Here is a 26014-nt window from a genome sequence, read left to right on the forward strand (position 1 = left end):
GACAATGCAATAGTCCGCGATACCAAAACTCATAAAACCCCCAAGGAGTGGTCTAGCAACAATGGCACGTCTTTTCGGAACTGATGGCGTCCGCGGTTTGGCGAATAAGACTCTGACCGCACCGCTGGCAATGCGGCTGGGCGCTGCTGCGGCCACTGTGCTGACTAGCGGCACGAATCCGTCGGGGCGTCGTCCCCTGGCCATTGTTGGCCGCGATCCGCGTGTCTCCGGTGAGATGCTCGCCGCAGCGCTGTCTGCCGGCATGGCTTCCCAGGGCGTCGACGTTTTGCGTGTCGGCGTGCTGCCCACTCCGGCTGTCGCTTTCCTCACCGACGACTACGGTGCCGACATGGGTGTGATGATTTCGGCTTCTCACAACCCCATGCCGGACAACGGCATCAAGTTCTTCGCCGCGGGCGGCACCAAGCTTGACGACGCGGTGGAGAAGGAAATCGAACACGCTCTCCACAACCTGCCGGAGACCGGCCCCACGGGCACCGGAGTGGGGCGTGTCATCGAGGAGGCCCCAGACGGGCTCGACCGCTACCTGTTCCACCTCTCCCGTGCGGTCAGCACCAAGCTCGACGGCATTCGCGTCGTAGTGGATTGTGCAAATGGTGCTGCTTCGCAGGCCGCCCCCATGGCGTACGCGGCCGCCGGTGCCGACGTCGTCGCTATTCATGACAAGCCGAACTCCTACAACATCAACGACAACTGCGGTTCCACCCACATTGAGGTTTTGCGCGCGGCAGTGCTGGAGCACGGCGCGGATCTGGGTCTGGCTCACGATGGCGATGCCGACCGCTGCCTGGCTGTGGACTCGCAGGGCAACATCGTCGATGGTGACCAAATCATGGCCATCCTGGCCGTCGCCATGAAGGAAGAGGGGCTACTGCACCACAACACGCTGGTGGCCACTGTGATGAGTAACCTCGGCCTCAAGCTGGCGATGGAGGAAAACGATATCGCCCTGCGTACCACCAAGGTCGGCGACCGCTACGTGCTGGCAGATTTGAACGCCGGCGGTTACTCGCTCGGCGGTGAGCAGTCGGGGCATGTGGTCATTCCGGATCACGCCACCACTGGTGACGGCACCCTCACCGGTCTGTACCTCATGGCGCGGATGGCACGCACCGGTAAGTCTCTGGCTGAGCTGGCCTCCGTAATGAAGGTGCTGCCGCAGACTCTTATCAACGTGCCGGTGTCCAACAAGGCCGCAATTCTGGAGTCTGATGAGGTCAAGGCCGCCATCGATGCAGCCGAGGAGAAGCTGGGTTCCACCGGTCGCGTGCTGTTGCGCCCGTCCGGCACCGAGGAGCTCTTCCGCGTCATGGTGGAGGCCGCCGATGCGGAATCGGCCCGCAAGATTGCCGGGGAGTTAGCTGCGGTTGTGGCCGCAGTCTAGAGTCAGGAGTGTGGAAATGAATGACGCGCCAGAGGACATTAAAGCCCGCTTTGCCCCGGGTGAAGCCGACATCCAGGTAGAGGTGGTCGATCGTGACGGTCGGGTTCTCGGTACCGTCGGCAAGCTTGAAGCACACGTTCCGCCGGGAATTTTGCACCGTGCTTTTTCTCTTTTCCTCTTCGATGAGCAGGGACGCATGCTGCTGCAGCGCCGTGCGGAGTCGAAGTATCACTCACCACTGCTACTGACGAATGCGACCTGCTCGCACCCACTGCCGGGGGAGCCGGTGGCCGATGCCGTTGAGCGTCGTGCGAAGGAAGAGCTCGGTGCGGATGTCTCCCAGTTGGAGGAAATCGGCATTGTTATCTACCAGGTCATCGATGATCGTTCGGGATTGGCAGAGCACGAGTACAACCACGTGTACGCCGGCATCGTCGATCCGAAGTCGGTGGATATCAACCCCGATGAGGTCGATGAAGTGGTGTACGTGACCCCGCAGGAGCTCGCAGAACGTCGCGCGAACGAACCGATGACGGAGTGGTTTAACCACGTCTGGGGTGTCGGGGCGGAGAAGTTCTCCAAGTACGGTTTCGACATTGCGGGTGTGCCGGGTATCCATGGCCCCGCAGAGGCGCAGGCTGCCGCACAGTCGGTTTCGGAAAAGGATGTGTAGCTTCGTGACCAGCGTAGAAAACGCCAGCGTCGACGACTTCGGCCTCGACAAGTCCGAGGAATTGGAGACCGGGGAGTTCTATGCCCTGGCCAATGAACAGGGTGCCGCATTCGGTGAAGGCCATGCCAAGTCGATTTTGTTGGGCGAGCACTCTGTCGTCTACGGCAAGCCGGCTATCGCACTGCCGGTGACGTCGCTGCGCACGATGGCGTGGATTGACCGCGTGGAGGATTCTCCAGTCCTGTTTTCCATGGACGGCGAGGTCATCGACATCGACGAGCTGCCGGAGCGCTTTGCCTCCATCGCCGCTGCACTCCGCGCTGGCCTGCGCACCTTCGGTATTCCCGAACGCGACCTGCTGGTTCGTCTCCGCTCTGGTATCCCGCCCGCCGCAGGGCTGGGTGGTTCTGCCGCAGTGGCACATGCGCTTATCGACGCAGTGCGTGACCTCGCCGATGGCACTCTGACCGAGCGTCAGCGCTTTGACCTGGTGCAGGAAGCTGAGCGTCTGGCGCACGGTAACCCCTCTGGCCTGGATGCCACGGTTGCCCGCACATCGCGTCCGGTTTACTTCAAGCAGGGTGAGTTCCATCCGCTGAAGGTGGCCAAGAAGATGTTGCTGGTGCTGGGGGATACCGGTGTGCGTGGTTCGACGTCGCTGGCCGTTGCCCGCGTGCGTGGTTTCGTCGATTCCCACCGAGTCCACGGCCAAGAGTTGTTGGACCACTTGGGGCAGCTGGCCGATGGCGCGGTGCACAACCTGGCCAAGGGCGATTTTGCCCGTCTGGGACATCGCATGGACTCGGCGCAGGAAGCGCTAGAGGAACTAGGTGTTGGGCATGAGTCCATTACCGATCTCGTCACTGCCGCCCGACTGGCAGGTGCCCACGGGGCAAAGCTCACTGGTGCCGGTTGCGGTGGCTGTGTGATGGCGCTGGCAGAGTCCGCCGATCACGCGGAACTGATTAGCCATGCCATGATGGGCGCCAATGCCGTTGCTACTTGGACTGTGGAGGTAAATCCCTCGTGACCACGACCGCTACCGCCGTCGCTCATCCCAACATCGCTCTGATTAAATACTGGGGCAAGCGCGATGAGGCCGTGCAGCTACCGGCCACAGGTTCGCTGTCCCTTACTCTGGGCATCGCTCCGACGACGACCACGGTGTCGCTTATCGACGATCCCAGCGTCACCGCCGACTCGGGCACTCTGAACGGCCAGGAGATGGTGGGCAAGGACCTCTCCCGTGTCCAGAAGTTTTTGGATTTGGTCCGCGAGCGTGCGGGCAGCACTAGCTTCGCAGAGGTGACCAGCACCAACGAGATTCCGACGGGTGCGGGTCTGGCTTCGTCCGCGTCGGGTTTTGGCGCTCTCGCGCTGGCCGCGGCGAAGGCCTACGGCCTGGACTACACCCCGGAACAGCTCTCGGCTCTGGCCCGTCGCGGTTCGGGCTCGGCCTGTCGCTCTATTTTCGGCGGCCTCGTTGAGTGGCTGCCCGGCGATGACGATGCTTCCAGCCACGCAGTGGCTCTGCCGGATTCCGGCCTGGATCTCTCCCTGGTCGTGGCGGTTTTGGCCCCGGGGCGCAAGAAGATTGACAGCCGTGCCGCCATGCGTCGCACGGTCGAGACATCACCGTTCTTCCCGGCCTGGGTGGAGCAGGTGCCTCGTGATATCGAGGACATGAAGGCCGCCATTGCCGCTGCGGACTTCACTGCGGTCGGCGAGCTTGCCGAGGCCAATGCCATGCGCATGCACGCCACTATGCTGGGGGCTCTTCCTCCGGTGCGGTACTGGAATCCGGATTCGGTGGCGGCTCTCGATCTCGTCGCTACGCTGCGTGACGAGGGCACCGAGTGCTACGCCACCATGGATGCCGGGCCGAACGTGAAGGTGCTGTGCCGCAGCGGCGATGCCGAGACCATCGCGGATCGTTTCCGCGCAGAGTTCGAGGATATTGACGTGCTGGTTTCCGGCTCCGGCCCCGGCGCTTACCTGGTGTAGCTGGGGGAGTAGTTGAGCAACGCTAAAGGCGGACCTATCGAAGGCGAGTCCATCGGCCGTGGCTGCGGCAAGCTGTACCTCACTGGTGAGTATGCGGTGATGGATGTCGAGGGGCTGGCCGTCATCGCAGGTGTCGACCGCTATGTGACAGTTCGGTGCCGCGATGCCGAACCATCGCAGCCGGTCTCTCGCGTGTACTCCAGCTATTACGGCCCGCAGGGGCGCGTCATTGATATCGATGCACCAGATGACATCGCTACCCATACGATTTCCCTGGTCTATCGCATTGCTGCGGGCGAGTTGGAAAACACCCCAGAGCGCCCCATAAATATCGTCATTGAATCAGACCTCGATGACGCCGACAGTGGTGCGAAGTATGGCCTGGGATCCTCCGGGGCTGTCGCTGTGGCTGTAACTCGTGCGCTGGGGACGCACCTGGGTCTGGAGCTGGATTCACTGGACGTGTACAAGATTGCGATGGTGGCCACGCTTCTGGCTGGTGCAGCTGGTTCCGGCGGCGATATCGCGTGCTCCGCGCACGGCGGGGTGGTGCTCTATCGCCGGCCGAATCCGACGGCGCTCGCAGAGCTCGTGGCGGCTGATCCTGTCGCTGCCGTGGCGGCACCGTGGCCGAATCTTCGCATTGACGCCCGCACCGACCTCGGTGGGCTACAACTGTTGGTCGGCTGGACGGGCAGTCCGGTGAAGACGGACTCGCAGTTGAAGAAGGCCGGTGGCGCAGACCGTGATTTTGTGCGCGGGGTCTCGTCGATAAGCGAAAGACTCTGGCAGGCGCTTGCCGACGGCGACCACACGGCGGCGTTTGCCTGCCTGCGTGAGAATCGGACGCTGCTGCAGGACTATGAGCGTGAGCGTGCTGTGTGCATCGAGACGGAGAAACTGAAAGCGCTCGCCGACATCGCCGATGGCGCGGGGGCCGCGGGCAAGAGCAGTGGCTCCGGTGGTGGTGACTGTGGAATCGCGCTGGTGGGAGTCTCAAAAGATGCCGATGCCGAGGAGACTGCCGCGGACATCACCGCGCGCTGGCAAACCGCTGGCATCCAGCCGTTGCCGCTGAAGCTGGCCGCTCAACTTTGACCACAGTTTTTTGACCGTAGAATTTAAGACAGCTGAAATTTACAGAAGCTGGGAACCGAAGCTGCATGCAGCTAGAAAGGGTCGCTTAGGACAATGGCTGAAAAGAGCTCGCACGACCTGGAATATGCACACGTACCGCTGAGCTGGATTGGTCCGGTGCGCATTAGTGGCAACGTCATGAATGACGAGGTGAAGATTCCGCTGGCGACTTACGAGACCCCGCTGTGGCCGTCGTGTGGTCGCGGTGCGAAGGTCTCCCGCATGATCGAAGGTGGCATTACCTGCACTTTCGTCGGTGAGAAGATGACCCGATCGGTGATTTTCACTCTCGACTCGGCAGCTGATGCCGTCATTGCGCGCGACAACATCCTGTCTCGTTATGACGAGCTGAAGAAGGTCGTGGAGTCCTCCTCGCGTTTTGCCAAGCTGGTAGATATTCACTTCCAGATCGCATCGCGTCTTCTCTTTGTCCGCTTTGACTTCTTCTCCGGTGACGCCTCGGGCCACAACATGGCCACGCTGGCGTCTGAGCGTTTGATGTCCTACCTGATGGAACAGATGCCAGAGTTGGGCTATGGCTCGATCTCGGGCAACTTCTGTACCGATAAGAAGACTTCCGCAGTCAATGGCATTCTGGGCCGCGGTAAGTACGTGATCGCCGAGGCCGTCATTCCGGAGCCGGTTGTCCGCGAGCGTCTGCGCACAACTGCCAAGCGCCTGGCTGAGCTCAACGAACGCAAGAACCTCGTCGGCTCCATCATGGCCGGTTCGCTGCGCAGCGGTAATGCGCACTACGCCAATATGCTGCTGGGCTTTTACCTCGCTACCGGTCAGGACGCTGCGAATATCGTCGAAGGCTCGCAGGGGCTGACGCAGGTAGAGGCGCTTGACGACGGCTCCGTGCGCTTTAGCTGCACCCTGCCACATTTGATCGTCGGTTCCGTGGGCAACGGCAAGGGCTTGGACTTCGTGGAGAAGAATCTCACGGCGCTGGGCTGCAAGGAGGACCGTGAGCCGGGCGAGAATGCCCGTCGTCTAGCAGCGTGCTGCGCGGCAATCGTCTGGTGTGGTGAGCTTTCCCTGCTCGCGGCACAGACGAATCCGGGTGAGCTGATGGAGGCGCACGTTTCTATCGAGCGTGCGAAGTAGCGGTTTGTGAATAGTCGTTTGCGACAATTCGCAAAACCTAAGACAAATCTCAGGTAAACGCGCTAGATTTCTGTAGTAGGCAATTAAAATTTTGTGGGCAAAATATCCCGTGGTCTGATGACTGCTCTGATGACATGGGGATGTTTCGTTGCCCGTTATTTCTTAAAAATCTGTAGAGGTAGTGAAGGCACGGTTTTGATGACAACAAGCAATGTGACCCCGATCGGTATTGATGACATCGCCTTTGCGACGGGTTCGTACTGCATTGACCTCGCCGATATTGCGCCCCGACTCGGAGCGGAACCGGCAAAGTACCACAAGGGCCTGGGGCAGGAACGCTCCAGCGTGGTTGCCTCTGATGAAGATCCGGTGACGATGGCCGCGGCCGCGGTGAAGAAGATCGTTGACCGCCACGGTATCGACGGCGTGCGCACCATCATGTTCGCCACTGAGACCGGTATCGACCAGTCGAAGGCCGCTGCTGTCTATGTCCACGAGCTGGTCGGTCTTGACCCGCACGCGCGATCTGTCGAGCTGAAGCAGGCTTGCTACTCCGGTACCGCGGCGCTGCAGTTCGCGTGCGCTCTGGTGGCCCGCAATCCGGAGGAGAAGGTCATCGTTGTCGCCTCCGACATTGCCCGCTATGACCTGGACTCCGCTGCGGAGCCGACCCAGGGCGCAGGTGCTGTAGCCATGCTGGTGACCGCTAATCCGCGCATCCTGGCTATCGATGCGGCTTCGGGCGTCTTTACCCGCGAAGTTATGGACTTCTGGCGGCCGAACCACCGCAGCCAGGCGTTGGTGGAGGGCAAGCTCTCTATTAGTGCTTACATCGACGCTGTTCAGGGTGCTTACGAGGACTACCGTGCCCGCGGCGGTGTGGACTTCAGCGAGATTGACTACTTCAGCTACCACCAGCCGTTTACCAAGATGGCCTACAAGGCGCACCGGCAGCTTTCGGCCAATAACGGTGTGGAGCTCACCGCGGAGGACGAGGCCCGCCAGCTCGGCCCAACCACCGAGTACAACCGCATCATCGGTAACTCCTACACCGCATCGGCCTACTTCGGCCTGCTCTCGCTGCTGGATACCGAGAAGGACCTGGCTGGTAAGAAGGTCGCTGTTGTCTCCTACGGTTCCGGCTCGGTTGCTGAGTTCCTCACCGGCAATGTGGTCGAGGGCTACGAGTCCCAGTTACGCGCCGCAGATAATGCGCGTGAACTGGCTGAACGCGTGAAGCTCGATGATCCGACCTACTACCGCCACGCTCAGGTGACGCATGAAGATCCGGGTGAGTACTCCAACCTGGGAGACGACGCCCTGATTGGCACCGGCCCATTCAGCTTCACCGGTGTTGAGGGGTGTAAGCGCATCTACCGCGCTCGTTAGCCCCCGGGGGCACCCGCGCTAGTACTTAGACGGAACCGAATCCTCTTTTTTCGCGCCTAACAGTAATAAGAACTGTTTTTCGCGGGGAAGGGGATTTTTCGTGTCCGCACGTTTTACTGGAGGCAGTGGCGGAGGCTTGCTGCACTTTTCGGAAGATGCAGTGACAGCGGCTGCCCGAGAGATCGAGCAGCGCGGCCGTGAAGGCCATGAGCGGTGGGGAAGCGCTCCTGATATTTCCGCAGCAGATTGTGGCCAGGGTTTTGCCGCCCAGGGGCGCCGTCTGCAGCAGGCGGCAGCGAGGCTGCGTGAGCACGGGCAATCGATGTACGCGGGACTTGGCAATCATGCTCCGGCAGTGCGGGAACAGTGGCGTGTCTTTGCAGGCTGTGACAGCGCCGGGAGCGCCGACCTCGGTGGAATTGAGGTAGTGGACTGATGCCATGGGTTGCTCGAATTCTTCCGATATTGGTGCGTGTTATTGGCCGTGGAAGCCGTATTGGAGCCAAGCGCGGGGTTGGCGGCATCGGCAAGAATCTGCCCAAAGTCTTGGATAAGGTGCGACGCGCTGACGGCTGGAAGGGCAGCGCCCTGTCCAAGTTCTCTAACTCCGTGGGGTTGATAGCCTCCGCGATAACTATTGCTATGGCTTTCGATTGGGGCGGTTTGAAAGGCGATGCCGCCGACGCCGCCAAGGAGCGCTGCGATAAAGCTGCGCAGGACTGTGCGAATCAGGATGAGCAGTCCGCCAATGGCGCGCAGAGCGTCGGCGAGTGCGGCAAGAAAGTCGACGAGGTCCTTGAGGATTGCGAGAAGCAGGCCGAAGATATGGCTGAGCAAACCGACGGCATCCTCTCTCAGTGCGAAGCGCTTGTCGACGATCCGGAGGTCGGCGCCGAAGCCGCACAAGTGGCCCAGCAGGTGTGTAACAGTCTCGTCGACTCCACTGGTCAGCTCTACGATGCGCGTAATAGTTGCATCGAGCAGTGTCTTGAGCAGGCAGCGTGTGACACTGAGGCCGCGGTGGTCGCCACCCCGCCGCAGCCTCCTACTGTTCCAGCCAGTTCGGGTGCTACCTCGGCGGCCTGTGCAGAGGTGGCTGAGTCTGGGAGTGGCGAAGGAGCTACTGTAACCGGTGGCAACGGTGCTACCGCTGGTGGAATTGGGGTCGTTGCCAACGTTGATATTGGGATAGAGGCAGGCGTTGCTGCTGGAATATCCGTTGGAGGTGCCATTGGCGCTGCCGGGGCGGCCAGTATCGCTGGAATTGCGGGAGCTGTCGGGGTTGCAGGCAGTGTCGCGTCCTCACTGCTCAACTTAGACATGTGCACGGAGACGGAAGAGCCAGTGTGCGAACAGGCACCTGCGCCAGCACCAGCACCAGCACCAGCTCCTGCGCCGGAGGACTGTGTGCCGGAACCCGAACCAGAACCCAAGCCCGAACCTGAACCCAAGCCCGAACCTGAACCCGAGCCCGAACCTGAAAATGTTCCTGAACCGCCTCCTCCAGCTGAGAAACTAAAGCACTTGGGAATCGAGCTGCCACAGGAGACGCAAGCAGAACAGCGAGCGGAACCGCAGCCAGAACCACAAGCAGAGCCGCAGCCAGCACCAGCCCAGGATTCGGCAGCATCAGTGCAGGAATCTGCTTCAGCTGTGCCCGAGCCCCCTGAGCAGCCCAACGCCCAGGAGCTTGTGGGCGCGGTCAATTCGCCAACGGCAGGTGAGTGGTAATGGGGAGTAAGCATGCCGCGAAATATGACCGGATTGGGCAGGCCTATTACGACGCTGCTGCAATGACTAGGCAGGAGTTCGATACGGCGGTACAGAGGGCACAGAAAGAATTGCAGGGTTTGGAGGAGCGTCGTAAAGCACGCGAAATTAAGGAGAGGGAGGTGGCGGCGGGCGTCGAAAAGCAACAAAAAACCGCCCGACCGAAGGGAACCGTTACGCGGTTGTTCGGGCGGGCGGGGAAAGGGACGCCGACGGTGAAGTCGATTCGGGGCGTGTCCTGAAGCGTGGCCTAGTGACTACTTGCCGGGAATCAGCGAGTGCTCCGGGTTTTCCGGCAGCTCCTTGATGAGCCACTCCATGTCGCGGTTAGTTGTGCCCTTGATAGTGGCGGTCGGGTCTGCGAAATCTGAGTACTTCTTGTCGTCACCGACCGTGGCCAGCAGGAAGCCTGTGAGTGCGGCGCGCGCGACCTCCTGGTACTTCACCTTGGAGGAAGAGAAGCCCGCTAGACGACGGAGAAGAGTTGTTTCCGAGAAGCTGCCCTGGTCAGCCTTGTCTACTTCGCGGTAAACGACATCGCCCTTCCACTGAACAGCCAGGCGAGCCGGGTTGCCGCGATCGAGCCACTGATCCTCGCCAGGGGCCAGGACGAGGCCCGGAGCCGAGACATTAGTTGCAGCGGCGCTGGAGGAAGGCGCGGTAGTTGCGGGGAAGACGCAGCCAACGCCGGAGATGAGGTCGTGACCAGCGGCGGCGAGGACGGCTACGCCAGCGCCCATGCCGTGGCCGGCAACGCCGAGTTTCTTCGGGTGGACGACGACCTTGCCCTCTCCGAGGCGGACACCAGCGAGAATCTGGAGCGCTGTCTCCAAATCGTTGGCGAGACCACGGTGATCTGCCACGATGCCATTTTCGGTGTCCGGAGCAGCGACCGCGATGCCCCACGAAGCTAGGTGACGCAGCGTGGCGTGGTACTCCTCAATCGGTGTGCGCCAATCGTGTGCGAAGGCGATACCGGGGATGCCATTGCCCTCGGCAGGCGTGTAGACCTTTCCCGGCAGGCCAGTAAAAGCGAGATCACCGACCATGACGCGGTGCGGTCCACGCTTGGAAAGATTAGATGTCAGAGTCTTCAAGTTGTCAGCCACAGTGAATAGCTTAACTATAAGGTGCATACCTTTGCTGAAAAAGTGCCAGGATGAGCGAGAATGTCTATTTCGTTATGACGATTTTCCGCTTCGCGGGTTATTCTGTAGGACATGTGTGGAATCGTTGGATATGTGGGCCATCAGCCCGCCCTGGATATTGCTGTCGATGCGCTACGACGCATGGAATACCGTGGCTATGACTCCGCGGGGGTTGCCATTGTCGACGATCAGGGGCATATCACTGTAGAGAAGAAGGCCGGTAAACTCGCCAACCTCGAGGCTGCCCTTGATGCGGATGGGCGCGACAAAATCACTGGAACCACCGGAATTGGGCACACCCGCTGGGCTACCCACGGTCGCCCAATTGATGAGAATGCCCACCCACACCAGTCCTATGACGGCAAGGTGGCTATCGTCCACAACGGCATTATCGAGAACTTTGCTCCGCTACGTCAGGAGCTGGAGGATGCCGGCATTGAGCTGAAGTCCGAAACCGACTCCGAGGTCGCCGCGCACATGCTCGCCCGTGCCCTGGACGGTTCCGACGGCGGATCTACCGCTGGTGATTTCGAGGCCTCTGCGCTGTCCGTGCTCAACCGCCTCGAGGGTGCTTTCACGCTGCTGTTTACTCATGCAGACCACCCGGATCGCATCATCGCTGCTCGTCGCTCCACTCCGCTGATTGTCGGGGTGGGCGAAAACGAAATGTTCCTCGGCTCCGATGTTGCGGCTTTCATCGCGCACACCCGCGAGGCCGTGGAGCTGGGGCAGGACAACGTCGTCATCATCACCGCAGATGACTACCGCATTCTGGATTTCGCCGGCAATGAGCAGCAGGGTCGACCATTCACCATCGACTGGGATCTCGCCGCAGCCGAAAAGGGTGGCTATGACTCCTTCATGATGAAGGAAATCCACGAGCAGGCTGCCGCCGTCCGCGATACGTTGGCCGGTCACCTCGTTGACGGCCGCATCGTTCTCGACGAGTCCCGCCTGAGTGACCAAGATCTGCGTGACATCGAGAAGGTCTTCGTCGTCGCCTGTGGTACCGCATACCACTCTGGTTTGTTGGCCAAGTACGCCATTGAGCACTGGGTTCGTATCCCGGTCGAGATTGAGGTCGCTTCCGAGTTCCGCTACCGCGATCCGGTGCTGGACCGCCAGACGCTGGTGGTCGCTATTTCGCAGTCGGGTGAGACTGCGGACACCCTTGAGGCCGTGCGACACGCAAAGAGCCAGGGCGCCCGCGTGCTGGCTGTCTGTAACACCAACGGTGCACAGATTCCGCGTGAGTCTGACGCCGTGCTCTACACGCACGCCGGCCCGGAGATTGGTGTTGCTGCAACCAAGTCGTTCCTGGCGCAGGTAGCCGCAAACTACCTGGTCGGATTGGCTCTTGCCCAGGCACGCGGCACTAAGTACCCGGATGAGGTCACTCGCGAGTTTGAAGAGCTGGAGACCATCCCGGCACTGATTGACAAGGTCGTCGCTAAGGGCGATGAGTTCATCGACATGGCCAAGGAAATCGGTGCTATCCCGACGATGCTCTTCCTCGGCCGACACGTTGGCTTCCCAGTCGCACTTGAAGGTGCGCTGAAGCTCAAGGAGCTTGCCTACATTCACGCAGAGGGGTTCCCGGCAGGCGAGCTCAAGCATGGCCCAATTGCACTCATCGAGGATGATCTTCCGGTCGTCGTCGTAGTGCCATCGCCGAAGGGGCGCGCCGTGCTGCACTCCAAGATTGTCTCCAACATCCAGGAGATTCGTGCCCGTGGCGCTAAGACCATCGTGATTGCCGAAGAAGGGGATCAGTCGGTGGTTCCGTTTGCGAACTACCTGATTGAGATCCCGGAGACCTCCACGCTGCTCCAGCCGCTGTTGTCTACGATTCCGATGCAGTTCCTGGCAGCTGAGATTGCTCGCCAGTGCGGTAACGAGGACATCGATAAGCCGCGCAACCTGGCTAAGTCAGTCACCGTCGAGTAGTTCGTCCTGCTTTCGTCGGTACTGCTCAATCTCCGCATCGAGTTCTTCATCCGTGAGGGACTCGATGCGTTTTTCTTCCTCCTCTGTTAGCTCCCAGACCTCGTCAGGTACGTCGCAAAATGACAACATCCAATCGAGGTTGCGTTTCTGAATCGTCTTCATCTTCCGTGTCACACGCTGATGAAAAGTTTGCTTGCCGACGTTCTTTAGCGGCCCAACCGGAACGCTAGTCGCGGTGTCTCCATCACGGGAAGTCCACACTTCTGTTCCATCAGGGAACCGATCGATGTCCCAGCCCCCGTGCGTTTTTAGGTTGTGGTGTCGGCGGCAGAGACAGTGCAGATTCTCCGTGTCAGTAGGCCCGCCCTGCTTGGGATTGTCGTGGTTGTACGGCTGAATATGGTCCAGGTCGCACTTGGCTGCCGGGACGTCGCAGCCGGGGAAGCGGCAGGTACCGTCACGCCCACGGACGCGAGCCACCTGGCTCTCGGTGGGGCGGTAACCATCCACCTTGCTATCGGCGGAGATACGGATGTGAGTTGCGCGAGCAATCCATTCTTCGGTGGCTACCTCGCTCAACCAGCCGATGCCATCAATCCATGCTGGCCCACCGCCGACCTCGCGGTAGACATTGATGACAATCTCGGCATTGGTCGAATTCTGTGCCAGCTGTAGTAGCGCTTCCGCCTGCGTGCACTGTTCACCGCGATTGATTGCGGTGTTGCGAATCCCCTGGATTCTTGCCATGAGCTCGGTCGCGCGGTCGTTTTCAAGGATTGCTGTGACCTTTTTGTGCTTGCCATCGCCCGTGTCGGCGAGTGCGACCGCTTCGCCTTCTGGCACCCGTTGGGTGCCGTCGTTGCGGGCGCAGTCGTTGTACTCAGAAACCAAGTCGCCGATTAGACGAGACAGCGTGTAGACACCAACCATTGCTTGTCGAGGTCGCGTCGGAGTGAGCATTTCCAAAAGATGGGGCTCTACCGTGTCGAACTGATCTGGTGACAGCCCGGCAACGCCATTGGCGATGGCGCGGAGATGGGCTAACGAGAAACAGAAGGTGGATTCGATGAGAGCCCGGACTTTTGGTAGGCGTTCGAACATCAGCGCAATTTCGCACAGCGTAGAACACTTGCCGCGGCTAAGGCCGGTTCGAATGCTTATGCGGGCAAGATGGTGATTGACATCGACCTCGTCGCCGGGAGCGCAGATATCGATGAGTTGAAGGTCTGCGGCGTTGATGGCACGGGCCGCGATGCTAATCGGGTCGTCGGATTGCTGGTTGGCCCATGAGGGCTTTTGACCTGGTGCTGGAAGTTCTGTGGGCGGCGATGACATTGGTTATCCCCCTGATTACTACGTGTCCGCCGGAGAATTGAAGATTGTGTTCTGTGGTGGAGAGAAGCGTGGTGGAGGCTGTTTCAACCAGTCCCGCCGACTTCTGTGCACCAGACAAAGAACTTTCGCTTACAAATTTTCCCTACAACCCAAATCGTACACCTGTTTGAAAAACTGTCAATAGAATTCTGGAAATACGTTCTAAAATTCTGTGCTGAATTAGATCCGGTCCCTCCGTCCGAGACCCCACCGCCCGAGACTCCGCCGCCCGAGACCTGTCGGCAGAGCGCCGTACATAGGCAGGACTCGCTGTCGCGGATGATGCGGGACATCACCAGCTTCAGCGCCATCCAGTTCCTCCAAGAACTCGTGAATGCGTTCGAGCGTATTGGGGGAGTAGAGCAGTGCGAGGTGATCAGACCAGTCGCCACCGCCAGTGGCATTGTTGACGTTCGTAATGTGGTGCCCCTCTTGTTCGGGCAAAAAGGCGCCGGTCCACGGGCGAACCACGGTGTCAAAAGGAGTGCCGATATTCAGGTAGTGCGGACCGCGTCGGGTAATGCCACGCGCTGCGCGGTTCAGAGTCGCAATGTAGTCAGAGTCCAGCAGCTGTTGAATGCAGGCACGGCCGACAAGGCGGTCGACGAGTTTGTGCATCGGTAGGCCGCATCGCTCAAGGGCACTGAGCCTTCGGCGCATGCCCCACGCAGTAGTGCCTCGGTGGTTTCCCGCAAGCGAGATCACTGCCCGCACGGGGCTGTTGTCGGAGGCGTACTGCTCGGCTTCTTCTTCGTTGAGGCCATGGTTGAGGGCGTCGTCGTAAAGCGAATCGATGCTCGCGTTGGCGTAACTGCGACAGTGCAGACCGCCCTGGGAATGACCGATGAGGTCGATGCGGGGAAGGGAGAGTTGGGCTCGGAAGCGGTCGAGAAGGTCGGTGACTTCGGCGAGCGCATCGCTTAAATCGGTGGTGGCTTTGACGCTACGGAGACGGCTGACCAGCGCGGCGGGGTCGGAGCCGTAATCGAGTGAGAATACGGGGCGATTCCGGGCGAGGAACGGCCCCAACATGGCGAAGGAGTTGAACGAGTTCATCCAGGTGCCGTGAACCAGGACAATTGGTATGCGACCGTTGTATCTGTCCAGGTCGGGAGTGATTTTGCCGTCGAGGATTTCGCGAACGTCCTGCACGCCGTGGGGGATCCATTCGGGATGACGCAACGAGCGCAGGTATGCCTGGGGAAAGGCGCGCAGTAGAGGGCCGAAAACTCGCGTGCTCGGGGAGTAGTCATCCATAGGGGCTAATCGTAGGCTGGGTTTATGACGTACTGCTACACAGCTGCCGAAATTCGCGCCGCGGAACAGCCCTATCTGGACGCACAAACGCGTGACGACGAACTCATGCGCCACGCAGCCGCCGCTGTGTCGGAGGTGGCGGAGCGGATGCTCTCAGAGGCATCTCCGGAGCCTGGTCGCGGTCGCGTGCTGCTGTTGGTTGGATCGGGAGGCAATGGTGGCGATGCACTCTATGCTGGCCGAAACTTGTCCTCGGATGGGCATGGCGTGGATGCGGTTTTGCTGGGCTCGAAGCCACACGAGCGGGCACTGAAAGCTTTTGAACTCGCAGGTGGGCGGGTGCTGCCGTTGGGGTGTGACCGGGAGACGGATTTATCGAAGATTCTGTGGTCGATTAGTGAAGACTACGCACTGATCATCGACGGCATCGTGGGGCTCGGAGGTCACGGCGCGCTGCGTGAAGAGGCCGCGTGGTTGGTGCGCGAAGCGCGGTTGGGCAAAGTTCCCATTCTCGCGGTTGATGTGCCGAGCGGCGTAGAAACCGATACTGGGCGTGCTTTTGACCCGCCTGCCCAGACCATCAATCCAGACCCTGATTTGGAGGAGAGACAGAACCCGTACTTGCCATCTCACGTGGAGGCCACGACAACGGTGACTTTCGGCGGTCTGCGCTACGCGCACTCGCTGTCCGAATCCTGTGGCACCGTCGAATTACACGAAATTGCGCTCGATGCCTTCTCCCTCGAACTTCCAGGACTGGGGCAGACGCTCTATGAAAACGGTACCTACAATGCCGTCCACCACCAGACTCCGACCGTGGAGTTCTACGAAGCCCTAGGCGGGAGCTTTCCGGCACCACTTGGCGCGATGACCCCGCTCGAACCCGGTGCAGCTGACCACAAGTACTCCACTGGAGTTACAGGAATCGCTGCCGGAAGCGAAGCGTATCCGGGCGCAGGTCAGCTGTGCGCCACCGCTGCCGTGCATGCGACCAGTCCCGCGGTCATCTATGTCGGCGACGCGGCCGCACGCAACCGCATCACCGCAGCCTTGCCGACGGTCATTGCGCAGCAGGACTCGGTGGATCGCAAAGAGGTACGCGTCGATGCCTGGGTCGTCGGTCCCGGTCGGGGCACTGATGAGAAAGCCGCCGAGGAACTGCGAGACATTCTGACCACTGACAAACCAGTGGTCATCGACGCTGACGCACTGACACTGCTGTCGAAGCATGAGGACATCCGACAGCTCGTTCGTGAGCGCGGCCAGGAGCGCAACCTGCGCACTGTTCTCACGCCGCACGCCGGTGAATTCGAGCGCCTGACCGGGCACGAGGTCACTAACCCCATCGCAGATGCGCGTGAACTTGCCGAGCAGTTCTCCTCCGAAGTGTTGCTCAAGGGACGCCGCACTGTGATGGTCAATCCGACAACGCAGCGCACAGTCGTGGTTGACGCGGGTAGCTCCTGGGCAGCCACGCCGGGCTCTGGCGATGTACTGTCCGGGCTCCTCGGCGCCTGGGTAGCGCGTGGCGAAGCCCTCTATCTACCAGCAATTATTCATGCGCGCGCCGCATTTTTGGCCGCGCAGACAGAGTTCGGACCAGCACCCTGCAGCGCCCAGGACATCGCCGAATCCATCCGAGATGCCACCGCATGGTTCACCAACGAAGGCAGCAGTGGCAAAATACGGCTATGACTTCCTCGGCACCAGCCATCCTGACCCATACCGTTAATCTCGACGCGATCACCCACAATGTGAAGACCGTCAAGGCCATCGCAGGGGTGTCGGAATTCATGGCCGTCGTCAAGGCGGACGGCTACTCGCAGGGTGCGCTGCAGACCGCGCGTGCCGCGCTGGCCGGCGGGGCAACGCAGCTCGGTGTCGCAACAATCGACGAGGCGCTCTCCCTCCGCGAGGAACTCCGCGCCACGCTTGACGACGGCCACGCCATCCCCATCCTTGCCTGGATCTGGGACGCAGCGGCCACCTCGTTGGTGCAGCGAGCTGTGGCTGCAGATATTGACCTCGGTCTGCCGTCGATGGTTCATGCGCTGGTCGTGGCCAATGCCGGGCGGGCGCTGTCGGTGACACCACGTGTGACGGTGATGGTCGATACGGGCTTGGGGCGCTCGGGATTCTCTATGGCCAATGGGGACTTTGAGCATGCGGTCGCTCAGCTGGTTGAGCTGCACAAGACCGGTGCTCTGAACGTCACCGGTGCTTTCACGCACTTTGCGTGCGCGGATGAGCCGGGCCACGAGAGCGTCGATAAGCAGGCACAGAATTTCTGTGCTGCGATTGCGGCACTGCGTGAGGCGGGGCTGGACGAGCTGATTAACCATGCGGCGAATTCGCCGGCATCGTTGTCACGTCCTGACCTGGCCTTCGATATGGTGCGTCCAGGGCTGGCGATTTATGGTGGCGAGCCAATTGTGGGGATCACCCATGGATTGCGTCCGGCGATGAGGTGGGAAGCGTCGGTCATATTGGTCAAGAAGCTGCCGGCGGGGCAGTCGGTGTCCTACGGACAGACGTGGACAGCTGACCGCGATACCACCATCGGCATCGTGCCCTGTGGCTACGCCGACGGTATGATGCGCTCGGCCTCCGGGCATTTCGAGGTCAGCATCAATGGCACGCGCTATCCGCAGGTAGGGCGCGTGTGTATGGATCAATTCGTCGTCGACCTGGGGCCCGACACCGAAGTCGAGGCCGGCGACACTGCGGTTATCGTCGGTGATCGCACGCTGGGGGAGCCCGGTCTCGATGACCTCGCGGAGGCATCCGGCACCATTAACTATGAAATCCTCACCGCGCCGAAGGGACGCAGCGAGCGAAAGTGGGTGCGCAGCCGGCTCGTGCCAACCGCAGAGGACATGCGTGACCTCGGCGAGGAGATTGGCCGGGAGTTGGCAGCTGGGGATCTGGTGATTCTCGATGGCCCACTCGGCGCGGGCAAAACGACCCTCACGCAGGGCATCGCCCGTGGCATGAACGTGCGCGGTCGCGTGACGTCGCCGACGTTCACCATCGCCCGCGAGCACCGTCCGCTTGCAACCGACGGCGTCACCCTCATCCACGTCGACGCCTATAGACTCTTCGGCGAAGAGGGCCCCGGCTCCGATGGCGAGGCCTTCGATGCGCTGGACTCGCTCGATCTGGATACCGACCTTGAGGACAGCGTCGTGGTCGCCGAGTGGGGAATGGGGCTCGCCGAGGTGCTCTCCGAGCGCTATCTGCAGGTGAGCATCGATCGTTCGCGTGACGACGATGCCCGCGTCGTCACCTGGAAGTGGAGCAAGTAGCTTCAAGTCGGTTCAAGTAGGTTACTGAGTATGAACATTTTGGCCGTTGACACATCGACTCCACAGGTCACCGCGGGAATTGTCCGCGATGGTGAAACCGTGGCCGAGCAGCTGCACCTGGATGCCCGCGCGCACAACGAGGTGCTGGTACCACTGATTCAGCAGTGCCTCGCCGACAGTGGCGTGGCCGCGACCGAACTAGACGCCGTGGTTGTCGGCTGTGGTCCGGGGCCGTTTACGGGCTTGCGCGTTGGTATGGCCACCGCAGCCTCCTTCGCCGACGCTCTGGGAATTCCCTGCTACGGCATCTGCAGCCTGGATGTGCTCGCGGGTGGTGTTGGCGATGAACTGGTCGTCACCGATGCCCGCCGCCGCGAGGTGTACTTCGCCGCCTACCGCGATGGCCAGCGGGTTTTCGGTCCGGCAGTGGCCAAGCCAGCCGACGTCATGGAGCTGCTCAAGGAAGAACTTGTAGCAGAAGTCGACGATTTCGCGCCGAGCCAGGCCCGCGGCAGCCTCAGCCACATCGAGCAAATTGCCGGGCTTGAGGTTGCTGCCGAACAAGTCTTTCCCACTCCGACAGCCATGGTTGAAGCGGTCGACTTTGACTCCGCGCCGGGCCCACTGGTGCCGCTGTACTTGCGCCGTCCGGATGCCGTTGTCCCGAAGGCTATGAGATGAGCGTCGTCAAGCTAGTGCGTCTCGGACCTCCTGCGGCCAAGGCGTGTGCGGCGATTGAGGCGGAGCTATTTGCCGGCGACGATCCCTGGTCGGAATCGGCCTTTATGGCCGAGCTGGCCGCGCCGAACAATTTCTACGTCGGGCTGATTGCAGATGTGGACGAGGACGAAGAACTGTGCGGCTATGCGGGGATTACCAAGCTGGGGCCTGCGGGTGCCGCCGAGTACGAGATTCACACCATCGGGGTGGGGAAGAAGTGGCAGCGCCGGGGCTTTGGGACGCAGCTGATGGACGCGCTGATAGCAGCTGTGGCGGAGGATCCGGGCCCGGTGTTTTTGGAAGTTCGCACAGATAACGAACCCGCAATCGCCATGTATCGGCGCTATGACTTCGAGAATATGGGGCTGCGAAAGAACTATTATCCGGGCTCTGGGGCGGATGCGTACACGATGTGTCGGCCTGAGTTGGCCAGCTAGATGTTGACGTATTGACTAATCTGCGTTAAACCAGGCACATGGCTAAAACCTTTGCAAAACAGCTCGTAGAAACCCTAGAGAAGCAGGGTGTCAAGCGAATCTTCGGACTCGTTGGAGATAGTTTGAACCCCATTGTCGACGCTGTGCGCGAGTCCTCCATTGAGTGGGTGCACGTTCGCAACGAAGAGGCTGCCGCCTTCGCCGCCGGCGCGGAGTCCCTGGTCACCGGCGAATTAGCAGTGTGTGCGGCCTCCTGTGGCCCGGGTAATACCCACCTCATTCAGGGCCTGTATGACTCCCACCGCAACGGCGCAAAGGTGCTGGCGCTGGCATCGCACATTCCTTCCCGCCAGATTGGCTCGAACTTCTTCCAGGAGACCCATCCGGAGTTCATCTTCAACGAGTGCTCCGGTTACTGCGAGATGGTCAACTCCGCTGAGCAGGGTGGCGTCGTTTTGCATCACGCTATCCAGTCGACCATGACTGGCCACGGTGTTTCCGTGCTGGTTCTGCCGGGCGACATTACAACACATGAAGTGGAAAATGATGAGTTCGTCACCTCCACAATCAGCAGCGGTCGCCCAGTCGTATTCCCTGACGCCGGCCAGGCCGCCGCGCTTGCCGACGCAATCAACGAGGCTAAAACCGTCACGCTTTTCTGTGGCGCAGGTGTGAAGGACGCCCGCGAACAGGTGCTCAAGCTTGCGGAGAAGATTAAGTCGCCGGTGGGGCATGCACTGGGCGGCAAGATGTACATCCAGTACGACAACCCCTATGACGTCGGCATGTCCGGCCTGTTGGGCTACGGCGCCTGCCACGATGCCTCCAACGATGCTGATCTGTTGATTCTGCTCGGTACTGACTTTCCGTACAACGACTTCCTGCCGACTAAGAACGTCGCACAGGTCGATATCGATGGTCGTGCCATCGGTCGTCGTACCACGGTGAAGTACCCAGTCGTCGGCGATGTGGCTGCCACAATTGAAACCATCCTTCCGCACCTGGATGAAAAGACTGACCGTTCCTTCCTGGACAAGCAGCTGCGGAACCACGAGCGCCTGCTCAGCCACGTCATCGAGGCATACACCCACGACGTTGAGAACATGCGCCCGATTCACCCGGAGTATGTAGCCGACCTGATTGATAAGTACGCCGATGACGATGCCGTCTTCACCGTGGATACCGGCATGGGCAATGTCTGGGCTGCACGCTACGTCACGCCGAATGGCAAGCGAGAGCAGATTGGTTCTTTCCGTCACGGCACCATGGCCAATGCACTGTCGCAGGCCATTGGTGTGCAGGCTGCTGACCGGGACCGTCAGGTCATTACCTTCAACGGTGACGGTGGCCTGTCAATGCTGCTCGGTGAGCTCATCACCGTGAAGCAGGAGCAGCTGCCCATCAAGATGTTTGTGTTCAATAACTCCTCGCTCGGCATGGTCAAGCTGGAAATGCTGGTTCAGGGGCTGCCGGAGCACGAGACCGACCACGACGCAGTGGACTACGCCGGAGTCGCAGAGTCGTTGGGTATCAAGGCCATCCGAATTGAAGATCCGGCCGATGCGCCTCGCCTGATTCAAGAGGCGCTGGCATACGACGGCCCGGTGCTGGTGGATATGATCACCGACCCGAATGCCCTGTCCATCCCGGCAAACATCACCTGGGACATGCTGATGGGATTCTCCAAGGCCGCTACTCGCACCGTCTTCGGCGGCGGCGTTGGTCAGATGATCAACATGGCACGGTCGAACCTCCGCAACATCCCGCGGCCATAGTGGGGGTAGCGCTCTCGAGATGCGGGAGTGGGTGCGGTGCGGTACCTCTGTTTCCATGATTAAAGGTTTTCTGGTGAACCCTGACCTGACGCATCGCATCGTCGAATTTGAGTTGGAGGCCGCTGCTACATTCCTCGGCGGAGTTTCCTCCGACCGTGTTTCGGTGGCATTCCAAGAAGACGGCGCCGATTACGCCGCTCTCTACAACCCGACGGCCAAGGCTGAGGGCGCTGAACCGAATCCGGTCGCGTCCCTCGGCCGCAATGAGGCTGCTACGGGCAACTCGGCTTTCTTTACCGACCCCACCACCGCAATTTGCGGAACGGTCGTATTTGTCGACGCCGAGGGCAAGGATATCGGCGACGAGGAAATCGAGCGTATTAAGCACGGTATGCGCGCCGTGCGTCACTACCGCGATGACTACCCAGAGGAATACGCTCTCTGGCGTGCCGCTGTGCGGAACCTCGGTCGCCTCGAAATTTAAACTCGGTCGCTGGTAAGTGACCCGGTGGTGCGCTAGTACCATGACTGCTATGACCGAGTTGACCCTGCTGGCAATCGAGAGTTCCTGCGATGAGACTGGCGCTGCAGTGATGCGTGTGCGCTACGACGACACCGACACCAGCACCCCCGCCATTCCCGAGGTGGAAGTGCTTGCCGACGTCGTCGCATCCTCCATGGAACAGCACGCCCGCTTCGGTGGTGTGGTCCCGGAGATTGCTTCCCGCGCTCATTTGGAAGCCCTGCAGCCAGTAGTCTCCGAGGCGCGCGCGCAAGCAGCTGCCAAGCTCGGTATCGATACTTTTATCCCAGATGCCGTCGCCGCTACCGTGGGACCCGGTCTCGCTGGTGCGCTGCTGGTCGGTTCGGCAGGCGCGAAGGCTTATGCCGCCGCCTGGGGTGTGCCTTTCTACGGCATTAATCACCTTGGTGGCCACGTTGCTGTCGGAGCTCTCGACGGCGCGGATTTGTCCAACGCAGTGGCGCTCTTGGTTTCCGGCGGGCACACGCAGCTGCTGCGCGTACAGGGGGTTGGTCGTCCGATGGAGGAGCTCGGATCGACGCTTGACGACGCAGCCGGAGAGGCATACGACAAGGTTTCGAGGCTGCTTGGGTTGGGTTACCCGGGCGGCCCGATTATCGATAAGTTGGCTAAGCAGGGAAATCGCAAGGCCATCGCGTTTCCTCGCGCCATGATGCGCCAGCAGGATGCGCGCCATGACTTCTCCTTCTCCGGCTTGAAAACCGCCGTGGCTCGCTATGTCGAGGCGGCAGAGAAGGAAGGTCGTGAATACTCCGTAGAGGACGTCTGTGCTTCCTTCCAGGAGGCGGTCTGCGATGTATTGACCAAGAAGGCCGTTCGCGCAGCTCAGGATGTGGGGGCCACTACGCTGCTGCTCGGTGGTGGTGTGGCTGCGAACTCGAGGTTGCGTGAACTTGCAGCGGCGCGAGCTACCTCGGCGGGAATTACGCTGCACGTGCCACCGATTAAGTTGTGCACCGACAACGGTGTCATGATTGGCGCAGCTGCCGCCTACCTCATTGCCGCGGGGGTCAAGCCCTCTGGCTACGCCTGCCCGACCGACCCATCGATGCCAGTGGAAGATCCTGTAATGCAATAAGCAGTGATTGCCCCTCGGATCCATGTTAAATTTCGTTAACTGACTTTGACTTGTTTCTCTGGCATGGATCGCAGGACAATTACAGGAAAGCGCTTGCCCAAAAATGAGTAAAGACTACAGCGAGTGGGAACTTCAGCCATCCGATAATTCGCATAATCAGACTGAGCTGTTTGCACCGCAGGGTGAACTGCAAACAACGCAAGCACCGCAAACACCGCAAGTTGAACATCAGCGCGGTCGTGGTCGGGGAGTGTTATGGGCAGTCGTCGCGCTGTTGCTTGTGGTGATCGTCGCTGTGGCAGCGGTGCTTTACCTAGTTGCGAGTGGTCGGGGTGAGCAATGGTTTGGTGCAGGTGCAAAGGATGAAGTAGCGCCAAAGCTCACTGTTACTGCGACTGCGACGGAGACCGTGAAGGTGAAGTCGCCGGAGAAAGTGGAGAAGGAAACTACGAGTAAGGCTACGCCCGATTATCCGATTAGTGGGGATTGCGAGGCGTCGGCGTTCCCGACTACGGAAGAAAACTTTACGATCGTCGCCTGTGACGGATGGTGGGCGCTGGGTGGGCGCGCAAACAGTGGTGGACTTGCGGTTTACCAATGGGACGAAGGTGCCTGGCAAAGGAGGGAGCCAGACAGTCGTTACACAACCGGTTCTGGTGGTCCCTGCTTTAGCGATGAGTACATCAAGGAACACGGAATGACGGTTACTGCGTTCGGTCGTATGGCGTGTAACCCCGACAAGCTGACCAATTAGCATTAGCGCTCACTATTGTTGAGTGTTAGCACTTGCAAAGGTAGAGTGCTAACGAAGGTTGTTTGACACACAGTTGTTCACCCGCGACGACGGCTGTGCACGGCAGACCAACCGGCACAAGAACATCACATCACCGCATGTATGGAGGAATTCATCGTGGCGAACGTCAACATCAAGCCGCTGGAGGACCGCGTCCTCGTCCAGATCAACGAAGCAGAGACCACCACGGCTTCTGGCCTGGTTATCCCGGACTCCGCTAAGGAGAAGCCGCAGGAGGCTACCGTTATCGCAGTTGGTCCGGGTCGTTGGGCCGATGACGATGACCGCATTCCTATGGACGTCAAGGAGGGTGACATCGTCATCTTCTCCAAGTACGGCGGCACTGAGCTGAAGTACCAGGGCGAAGAGTACCTGCTGCTGTCGCAGCGTGACATCCTGGCTGTTATCGAGAACTAAAGGGAGGACGTACCCACACATGGCGAAGCTTATTGCTTTTAACGAAGAGGCTCGCGAAGGCCTCAAGCGCGGTGTGGACACGCTTGCCGACGCAGTCAAGGTCACGCTTGGCCCGAAGGGTCGCAACGTTGTCCTGGACAAGGCCTTCGGCGGTCCGCTGGTCACCAATGATGGTGTGACCATCGCCCGCGACATCGACGTTGAGGATCCGTTTGAGAACCTCGGCGCGCAGTTGGTTAAGTCCGTTGCGGTCAAGACCAATGACGTTGCCGGTGACGGTACTACTACCGCAACGCTGCTGGCACAGGCGCTGGTCCGCGAGGGTCTGCGCAACGTTGCAGCCGGCGCAAACCCGATTTCGCTGAACCGCGGTATTCACGCTGCATCCGACAAGGCGGTTGAGCTGCTGAAGCAGCGCGCCACCCCGGTCAGCAGCTCTGCTGCCATCGCACAGGTGGCAACCGTTTCCTCGCGCGACACTGAAATTGGTGACCTGGTTGCAGGTGCCATGGACAAGGTTGGCAAGGACGGCGTCGTCTCTGTGGAGGAGTCGCAGTCGATTGCCACCGAGCTGTCCGTGACCGAGGGCGTGTCTTTCAACAAGGGCTTCCTCTCGCCGTACTTCATTACCGACGTTGAGGCTCAGCAGGCAATTCTCGACGGTGCACAGGTGCTGCTGGTCCGCGAGAAGATTTCCTCCCTGCCAGAGTTCCTGCCGATTCTGGAGAAGATTGCCGAGTCCGGCAAGCCGACTCTGATTATGGCTGAGGATATCGAGGGCGAGGCTCTGTCCGCACTGGTCATCAACGCTATGCGCAAGACCTTGAAGGTTGCCGCAGTGAAGGCACCGTACTTCGGTGACCGTCGTAAGGCGTTCATGGATGACCTGGCAGTTGTCACCGGTGCAACCGTCGTTACGGCTGACACTGGCATGCAGCTGAAGGACGTTGGACTTGAGGTGCTGGGTAACGCACGCCGTATCACCATTACCAAGGACGAGACCGTTCTGGTTGACGGTGCCGGCACCGCTGAGGCTGTGGAAGAGCGTCGTAACCAGATTCGTGCCGAGATTGAGCGCACTGACTCTGACTGGGATCGCGAGAAGCTGGAAGAGCGTCTGGCGAAGCTCTCTGGCGGCGTGGCTGTCATTAAGGTCGGCGCTGCTACCGAGACCGAGGTCAACGAGCGCAAGCTGCGCGTCGAGGACGCCATTAACGCTGCTCGTGCGGCAGCTCAGGAAGGCGTCATCGCCGGTGGCGGTTCCGTACTGGTGCAGATCTCCCGTGAACTCGAGGCATTCGCTGACGAGTTCGAGGGCGACGAGGCAGTCGGTGTCCGTGCAGTTGCCAAGGCTCTGACCCGTCCGGCTTTCTGGATTGCTGAGAATGCTGGTAAGGACGGCGCTGTCGTTGTCTACCACATTGGTGAGCTGGAGAACGGCAACGGCTACAACGCTGCTGCTGACACTTACGAGAACCTGATTGAGTCCGGCGTCATTGACCCGGTCAAGGTCACTCACTCCGCAGTCGTCAACGCAACCTCCGTGGCGCGTATGCTGCTGACCACCGAGGCTTCTGTTGTGGACAAGCCGGAGGAAGAGCCGCAGCACGATCACGCTCACTAATTGTCAGTGAGCTAGTGCCCGGGCCTTTGGCACGTAAAATGCTCCCCACCTTTCAATCTGAGGGTGGGGAGCATTTTGGGTTAAGTGACAAAAAGTGTGTCTGATTT

General features: G+C 60.3%; 24 protein-coding genes. 21 read left to right on the forward strand and 3 right to left on the reverse strand.

Features of this window, described 5'->3' with window-relative positions:
• The first annotated feature begins 61 nt into the window (after positions 1–61).
• The 10 genes from glmM (at position 62) to HMPREF3135_RS03935 (ending at position 9730) form a co-directional block, all read left to right on the forward strand.
• The gene (gene glmM / locus HMPREF3135_RS03890) at positions 62–1405 is read left to right on the forward strand and encodes a phosphoglucosamine mutase (RefSeq protein ID WP_016422094.1); all 1344 of its coding nucleotides are present in this window, start codon (positions 62–64) and stop codon (positions 1403–1405) included.
• A 16-nt stretch (positions 1406–1421) separates the two neighbouring features.
• The gene (gene idi / locus HMPREF3135_RS03895; protein WP_016422095.1) at positions 1422–2078 is read left to right on the forward strand and encodes an isopentenyl-diphosphate Delta-isomerase; all 657 of its coding nucleotides are present in this window, start codon (positions 1422–1424) and stop codon (positions 2076–2078) included.
• 4 nt (positions 2079–2082) lie between these two features.
• Positions 2083–3108: a mevalonate kinase gene (mvk, locus tag HMPREF3135_RS03900; protein WP_246818307.1), complete on the forward strand. Its 1026-nt coding sequence runs from the start codon at positions 2083–2085 to the stop codon at positions 3106–3108.
• The gene (gene mvaD / locus HMPREF3135_RS03905) at positions 3105–4082 is read left to right on the forward strand and encodes a diphosphomevalonate decarboxylase (protein WP_048731502.1); all 978 of its coding nucleotides are present in this window, start codon (positions 3105–3107) and stop codon (positions 4080–4082) included. The genes mvk and mvaD overlap by 4 nt, the downstream gene beginning before the upstream one ends.
• Before the next feature lie 12 nt (positions 4083–4094).
• A complete protein-coding gene (locus HMPREF3135_RS03910) occupies positions 4095–5180 on the forward strand; it encodes a phosphomevalonate kinase (protein ID WP_070438132.1) in 1086 nt (361 codons plus the stop codon).
• Between the two features lie 93 nt (positions 5181–5273).
• A complete protein-coding gene (locus tag HMPREF3135_RS03915; RefSeq protein WP_049190384.1) occupies positions 5274–6329 on the forward strand; it encodes a hydroxymethylglutaryl-CoA reductase in 1056 nt (351 codons plus the stop codon).
• 198 nt (positions 6330–6527) lie between these two features.
• Positions 6528–7718, forward strand: a complete 1191-nt coding sequence (locus HMPREF3135_RS03920; protein WP_070429831.1) for a hydroxymethylglutaryl-CoA synthase — start codon at positions 6528–6530, stop codon at positions 7716–7718.
• 100 nt (positions 7719–7818) lie between these two features.
• The gene (locus HMPREF3135_RS03925; RefSeq protein WP_049169972.1) at positions 7819–8154 is read left to right on the forward strand and encodes a hypothetical protein; all 336 of its coding nucleotides are present in this window, start codon (positions 7819–7821) and stop codon (positions 8152–8154) included.
• A gap of 32 nt (positions 8155–8186) precedes the next feature.
• Positions 8187–9449: a procyclic acidic repetitive family protein gene (locus HMPREF3135_RS03930; protein WP_246816256.1), complete on the forward strand. Its 1263-nt coding sequence runs from the start codon at positions 8187–8189 to the stop codon at positions 9447–9449.
• A complete protein-coding gene (locus HMPREF3135_RS03935; protein WP_049190377.1) occupies positions 9449–9730 on the forward strand; it encodes a hypothetical protein in 282 nt (93 codons plus the stop codon). The genes HMPREF3135_RS03930 and HMPREF3135_RS03935 overlap by 1 nt, the downstream gene beginning before the upstream one ends.
• 15 nt (positions 9731–9745) lie before the next feature.
• Here HMPREF3135_RS03935 and HMPREF3135_RS03940 read toward each other — a convergent pair whose 3' ends face one another.
• Complete coding sequence (locus HMPREF3135_RS03940; protein WP_049169967.1) at positions 9746–10597, reverse strand: dienelactone hydrolase family protein; 852 nt, start codon at positions 10595–10597, stop codon at positions 9746–9748.
• A 111-nt stretch (positions 10598–10708) separates the two neighbouring features.
• Between HMPREF3135_RS03940 and glmS the strand changes: the two genes are divergently transcribed.
• Positions 10709–12583 (forward strand): glutamine--fructose-6-phosphate transaminase (isomerizing), encoded by a 1875-nt coding sequence (gene glmS / locus HMPREF3135_RS03945; RefSeq protein ID WP_049190374.1) that lies wholly within the window; start codon positions 10709–10711, stop codon positions 12581–12583.
• Here the strand turns inward: glmS and HMPREF3135_RS03950 are convergent.
• Both HMPREF3135_RS03950 and HMPREF3135_RS11115 read right to left on the reverse strand, forming a co-directional pair.
• Positions 12566–13918 carry an HNH endonuclease signature motif containing protein gene (locus HMPREF3135_RS03950; protein WP_070438138.1) on the reverse strand — a complete coding sequence of 451 codons (1353 nt, stop codon included), beginning with the start codon at positions 13916–13918 and terminating at the stop codon, positions 12566–12568. The two genes, glmS and HMPREF3135_RS03950, sit on opposite strands and share 18 nt — an antisense overlap.
• Positions 13919–14137: 219 nt before the next feature.
• Positions 14138–15214 (reverse strand): esterase/lipase family protein, encoded by a 1077-nt coding sequence (locus tag HMPREF3135_RS11115; protein ID WP_083280608.1) that lies wholly within the window; start codon positions 15212–15214, stop codon positions 14138–14140.
• Between the two features lie 24 nt (positions 15215–15238).
• Between HMPREF3135_RS11115 and HMPREF3135_RS03965 the strand changes: the two genes are divergently transcribed.
• From HMPREF3135_RS03965 to groL, 10 genes are all read left to right on the forward strand, one after another.
• Positions 15239–16909 carry an NAD(P)H-hydrate dehydratase gene (locus HMPREF3135_RS03965; RefSeq protein WP_070438147.1) on the forward strand — a complete coding sequence of 557 codons (1671 nt, stop codon included), beginning with the start codon at positions 15239–15241 and terminating at the stop codon, positions 16907–16909.
• A complete protein-coding gene (gene alr / locus HMPREF3135_RS03970; RefSeq protein ID WP_070438150.1) occupies positions 16906–18519 on the forward strand; it encodes an alanine racemase in 1614 nt (537 codons plus the stop codon). Before HMPREF3135_RS03965 ends, alr begins: the two co-directional genes overlap by 4 nt.
• Before the next feature lie 30 nt (positions 18520–18549).
• Complete coding sequence (gene tsaB / locus HMPREF3135_RS03975) at positions 18550–19200, forward strand: tRNA (adenosine(37)-N6)-threonylcarbamoyltransferase complex dimerization subunit type 1 TsaB (RefSeq protein WP_070438153.1); 651 nt, start codon at positions 18550–18552, stop codon at positions 19198–19200.
• Complete coding sequence (gene rimI / locus HMPREF3135_RS03980; RefSeq protein WP_070438156.1) at positions 19197–19676, forward strand: ribosomal protein S18-alanine N-acetyltransferase; 480 nt, start codon at positions 19197–19199, stop codon at positions 19674–19676. Before tsaB ends, rimI begins: the two co-directional genes overlap by 4 nt.
• Positions 19677–19714: 38 nt before the next feature.
• Complete coding sequence (locus tag HMPREF3135_RS03985) at positions 19715–21451, forward strand: pyruvate dehydrogenase (protein ID WP_016422112.1); 1737 nt, start codon at positions 19715–19717, stop codon at positions 21449–21451.
• A gap of 55 nt (positions 21452–21506) precedes the next feature.
• Entirely contained in the window at positions 21507–21935 is a 429-nt protein-coding gene (locus tag HMPREF3135_RS03990) for a hypothetical protein (RefSeq protein WP_042388422.1), read from the forward strand.
• A gap of 58 nt (positions 21936–21993) precedes the next feature.
• Complete coding sequence (tsaD, locus tag HMPREF3135_RS03995) at positions 21994–23073, forward strand: tRNA (adenosine(37)-N6)-threonylcarbamoyltransferase complex transferase subunit TsaD (RefSeq protein WP_070438201.1); 1080 nt, start codon at positions 21994–21996, stop codon at positions 23071–23073.
• A gap of 103 nt (positions 23074–23176) precedes the next feature.
• Positions 23177–23827, forward strand: a complete 651-nt coding sequence (locus HMPREF3135_RS04000; protein ID WP_070438159.1) for a hypothetical protein — start codon at positions 23177–23179, stop codon at positions 23825–23827.
• A gap of 156 nt (positions 23828–23983) precedes the next feature.
• Positions 23984–24283, forward strand: a complete 300-nt coding sequence (groES, locus tag HMPREF3135_RS04005) for a co-chaperone GroES (RefSeq protein WP_005510054.1) — start codon at positions 23984–23986, stop codon at positions 24281–24283.
• A gap of 19 nt (positions 24284–24302) precedes the next feature.
• On the forward strand, positions 24303–25907 hold the full coding sequence (groL, locus tag HMPREF3135_RS04010) for a chaperonin GroEL (protein ID WP_070438162.1): 1605 nt from the start codon (positions 24303–24305) through the stop codon (positions 25905–25907).
• Positions 25908–26014 lie beyond the last annotated feature (107 nt).

The sequence above is a fragment of the Corynebacterium sp. HMSC14H10 genome (genome assembly GCF_001807105.1).
Lineage (GTDB): Bacteria > Actinomycetota > Actinomycetes > Mycobacteriales > Mycobacteriaceae > Corynebacterium > Corynebacterium jeikeium_D.

Coding starts and splice junctions, on each gene's coding strand:
- glmM (WP_016422094.1), top strand. CDS start 62: ATGGCACGTCTTTTCGGAACTGATGGCGTCCGCGGTTTGGCGAATAAG.
- idi (WP_016422095.1), top strand. CDS start 1,422: ATGAATGACGCGCCAGAGGACATTAAAGCCCGCTTTGCCCCGGGTGAA.
- HMPREF3135_RS03915 (WP_049190384.1), top strand. CDS start 5,274: ATGGCTGAAAAGAGCTCGCACGACCTGGAATATGCACACGTACCGCTG.
- HMPREF3135_RS03920 (WP_070429831.1), top strand. CDS start 6,528: ATGACAACAAGCAATGTGACCCCGATCGGTATTGATGACATCGCCTTT.
- HMPREF3135_RS03935 (WP_049190377.1), top strand. CDS start 9,449: ATGGGGAGTAAGCATGCCGCGAAATATGACCGGATTGGGCAGGCCTAT.
- glmS (WP_049190374.1), top strand. CDS start 10,709: ATGTGTGGAATCGTTGGATATGTGGGCCATCAGCCCGCCCTGGATATT.
- HMPREF3135_RS03950 (WP_070438138.1), bottom strand. CDS start 13,918: ATGTCATCGCCGCCCACAGAACTTCCAGCACCAGGTCAAAAGCCCTCA.
- HMPREF3135_RS11115 (WP_083280608.1), bottom strand. CDS start 15,214: ATGGATGACTACTCCCCGAGCACGCGAGTTTTCGGCCCTCTACTGCGC.
- HMPREF3135_RS03965 (WP_070438147.1), top strand. CDS start 15,239: ATGACGTACTGCTACACAGCTGCCGAAATTCGCGCCGCGGAACAGCCC.
- alr (WP_070438150.1), top strand. CDS start 16,906: ATGACTTCCTCGGCACCAGCCATCCTGACCCATACCGTTAATCTCGAC.
- tsaB (WP_070438153.1), top strand. CDS start 18,550: ATGAACATTTTGGCCGTTGACACATCGACTCCACAGGTCACCGCGGGA.
- rimI (WP_070438156.1), top strand. CDS start 19,197: ATGAGCGTCGTCAAGCTAGTGCGTCTCGGACCTCCTGCGGCCAAGGCG.
- HMPREF3135_RS03985 (WP_016422112.1), top strand. CDS start 19,715: ATGGCTAAAACCTTTGCAAAACAGCTCGTAGAAACCCTAGAGAAGCAG.
- HMPREF3135_RS03990 (WP_042388422.1), top strand. CDS start 21,507: ATGATTAAAGGTTTTCTGGTGAACCCTGACCTGACGCATCGCATCGTC.
- HMPREF3135_RS04000 (WP_070438159.1), top strand. CDS start 23,177: ATGAGTAAAGACTACAGCGAGTGGGAACTTCAGCCATCCGATAATTCG.
- groL (WP_070438162.1), top strand. CDS start 24,303: ATGGCGAAGCTTATTGCTTTTAACGAAGAGGCTCGCGAAGGCCTCAAG.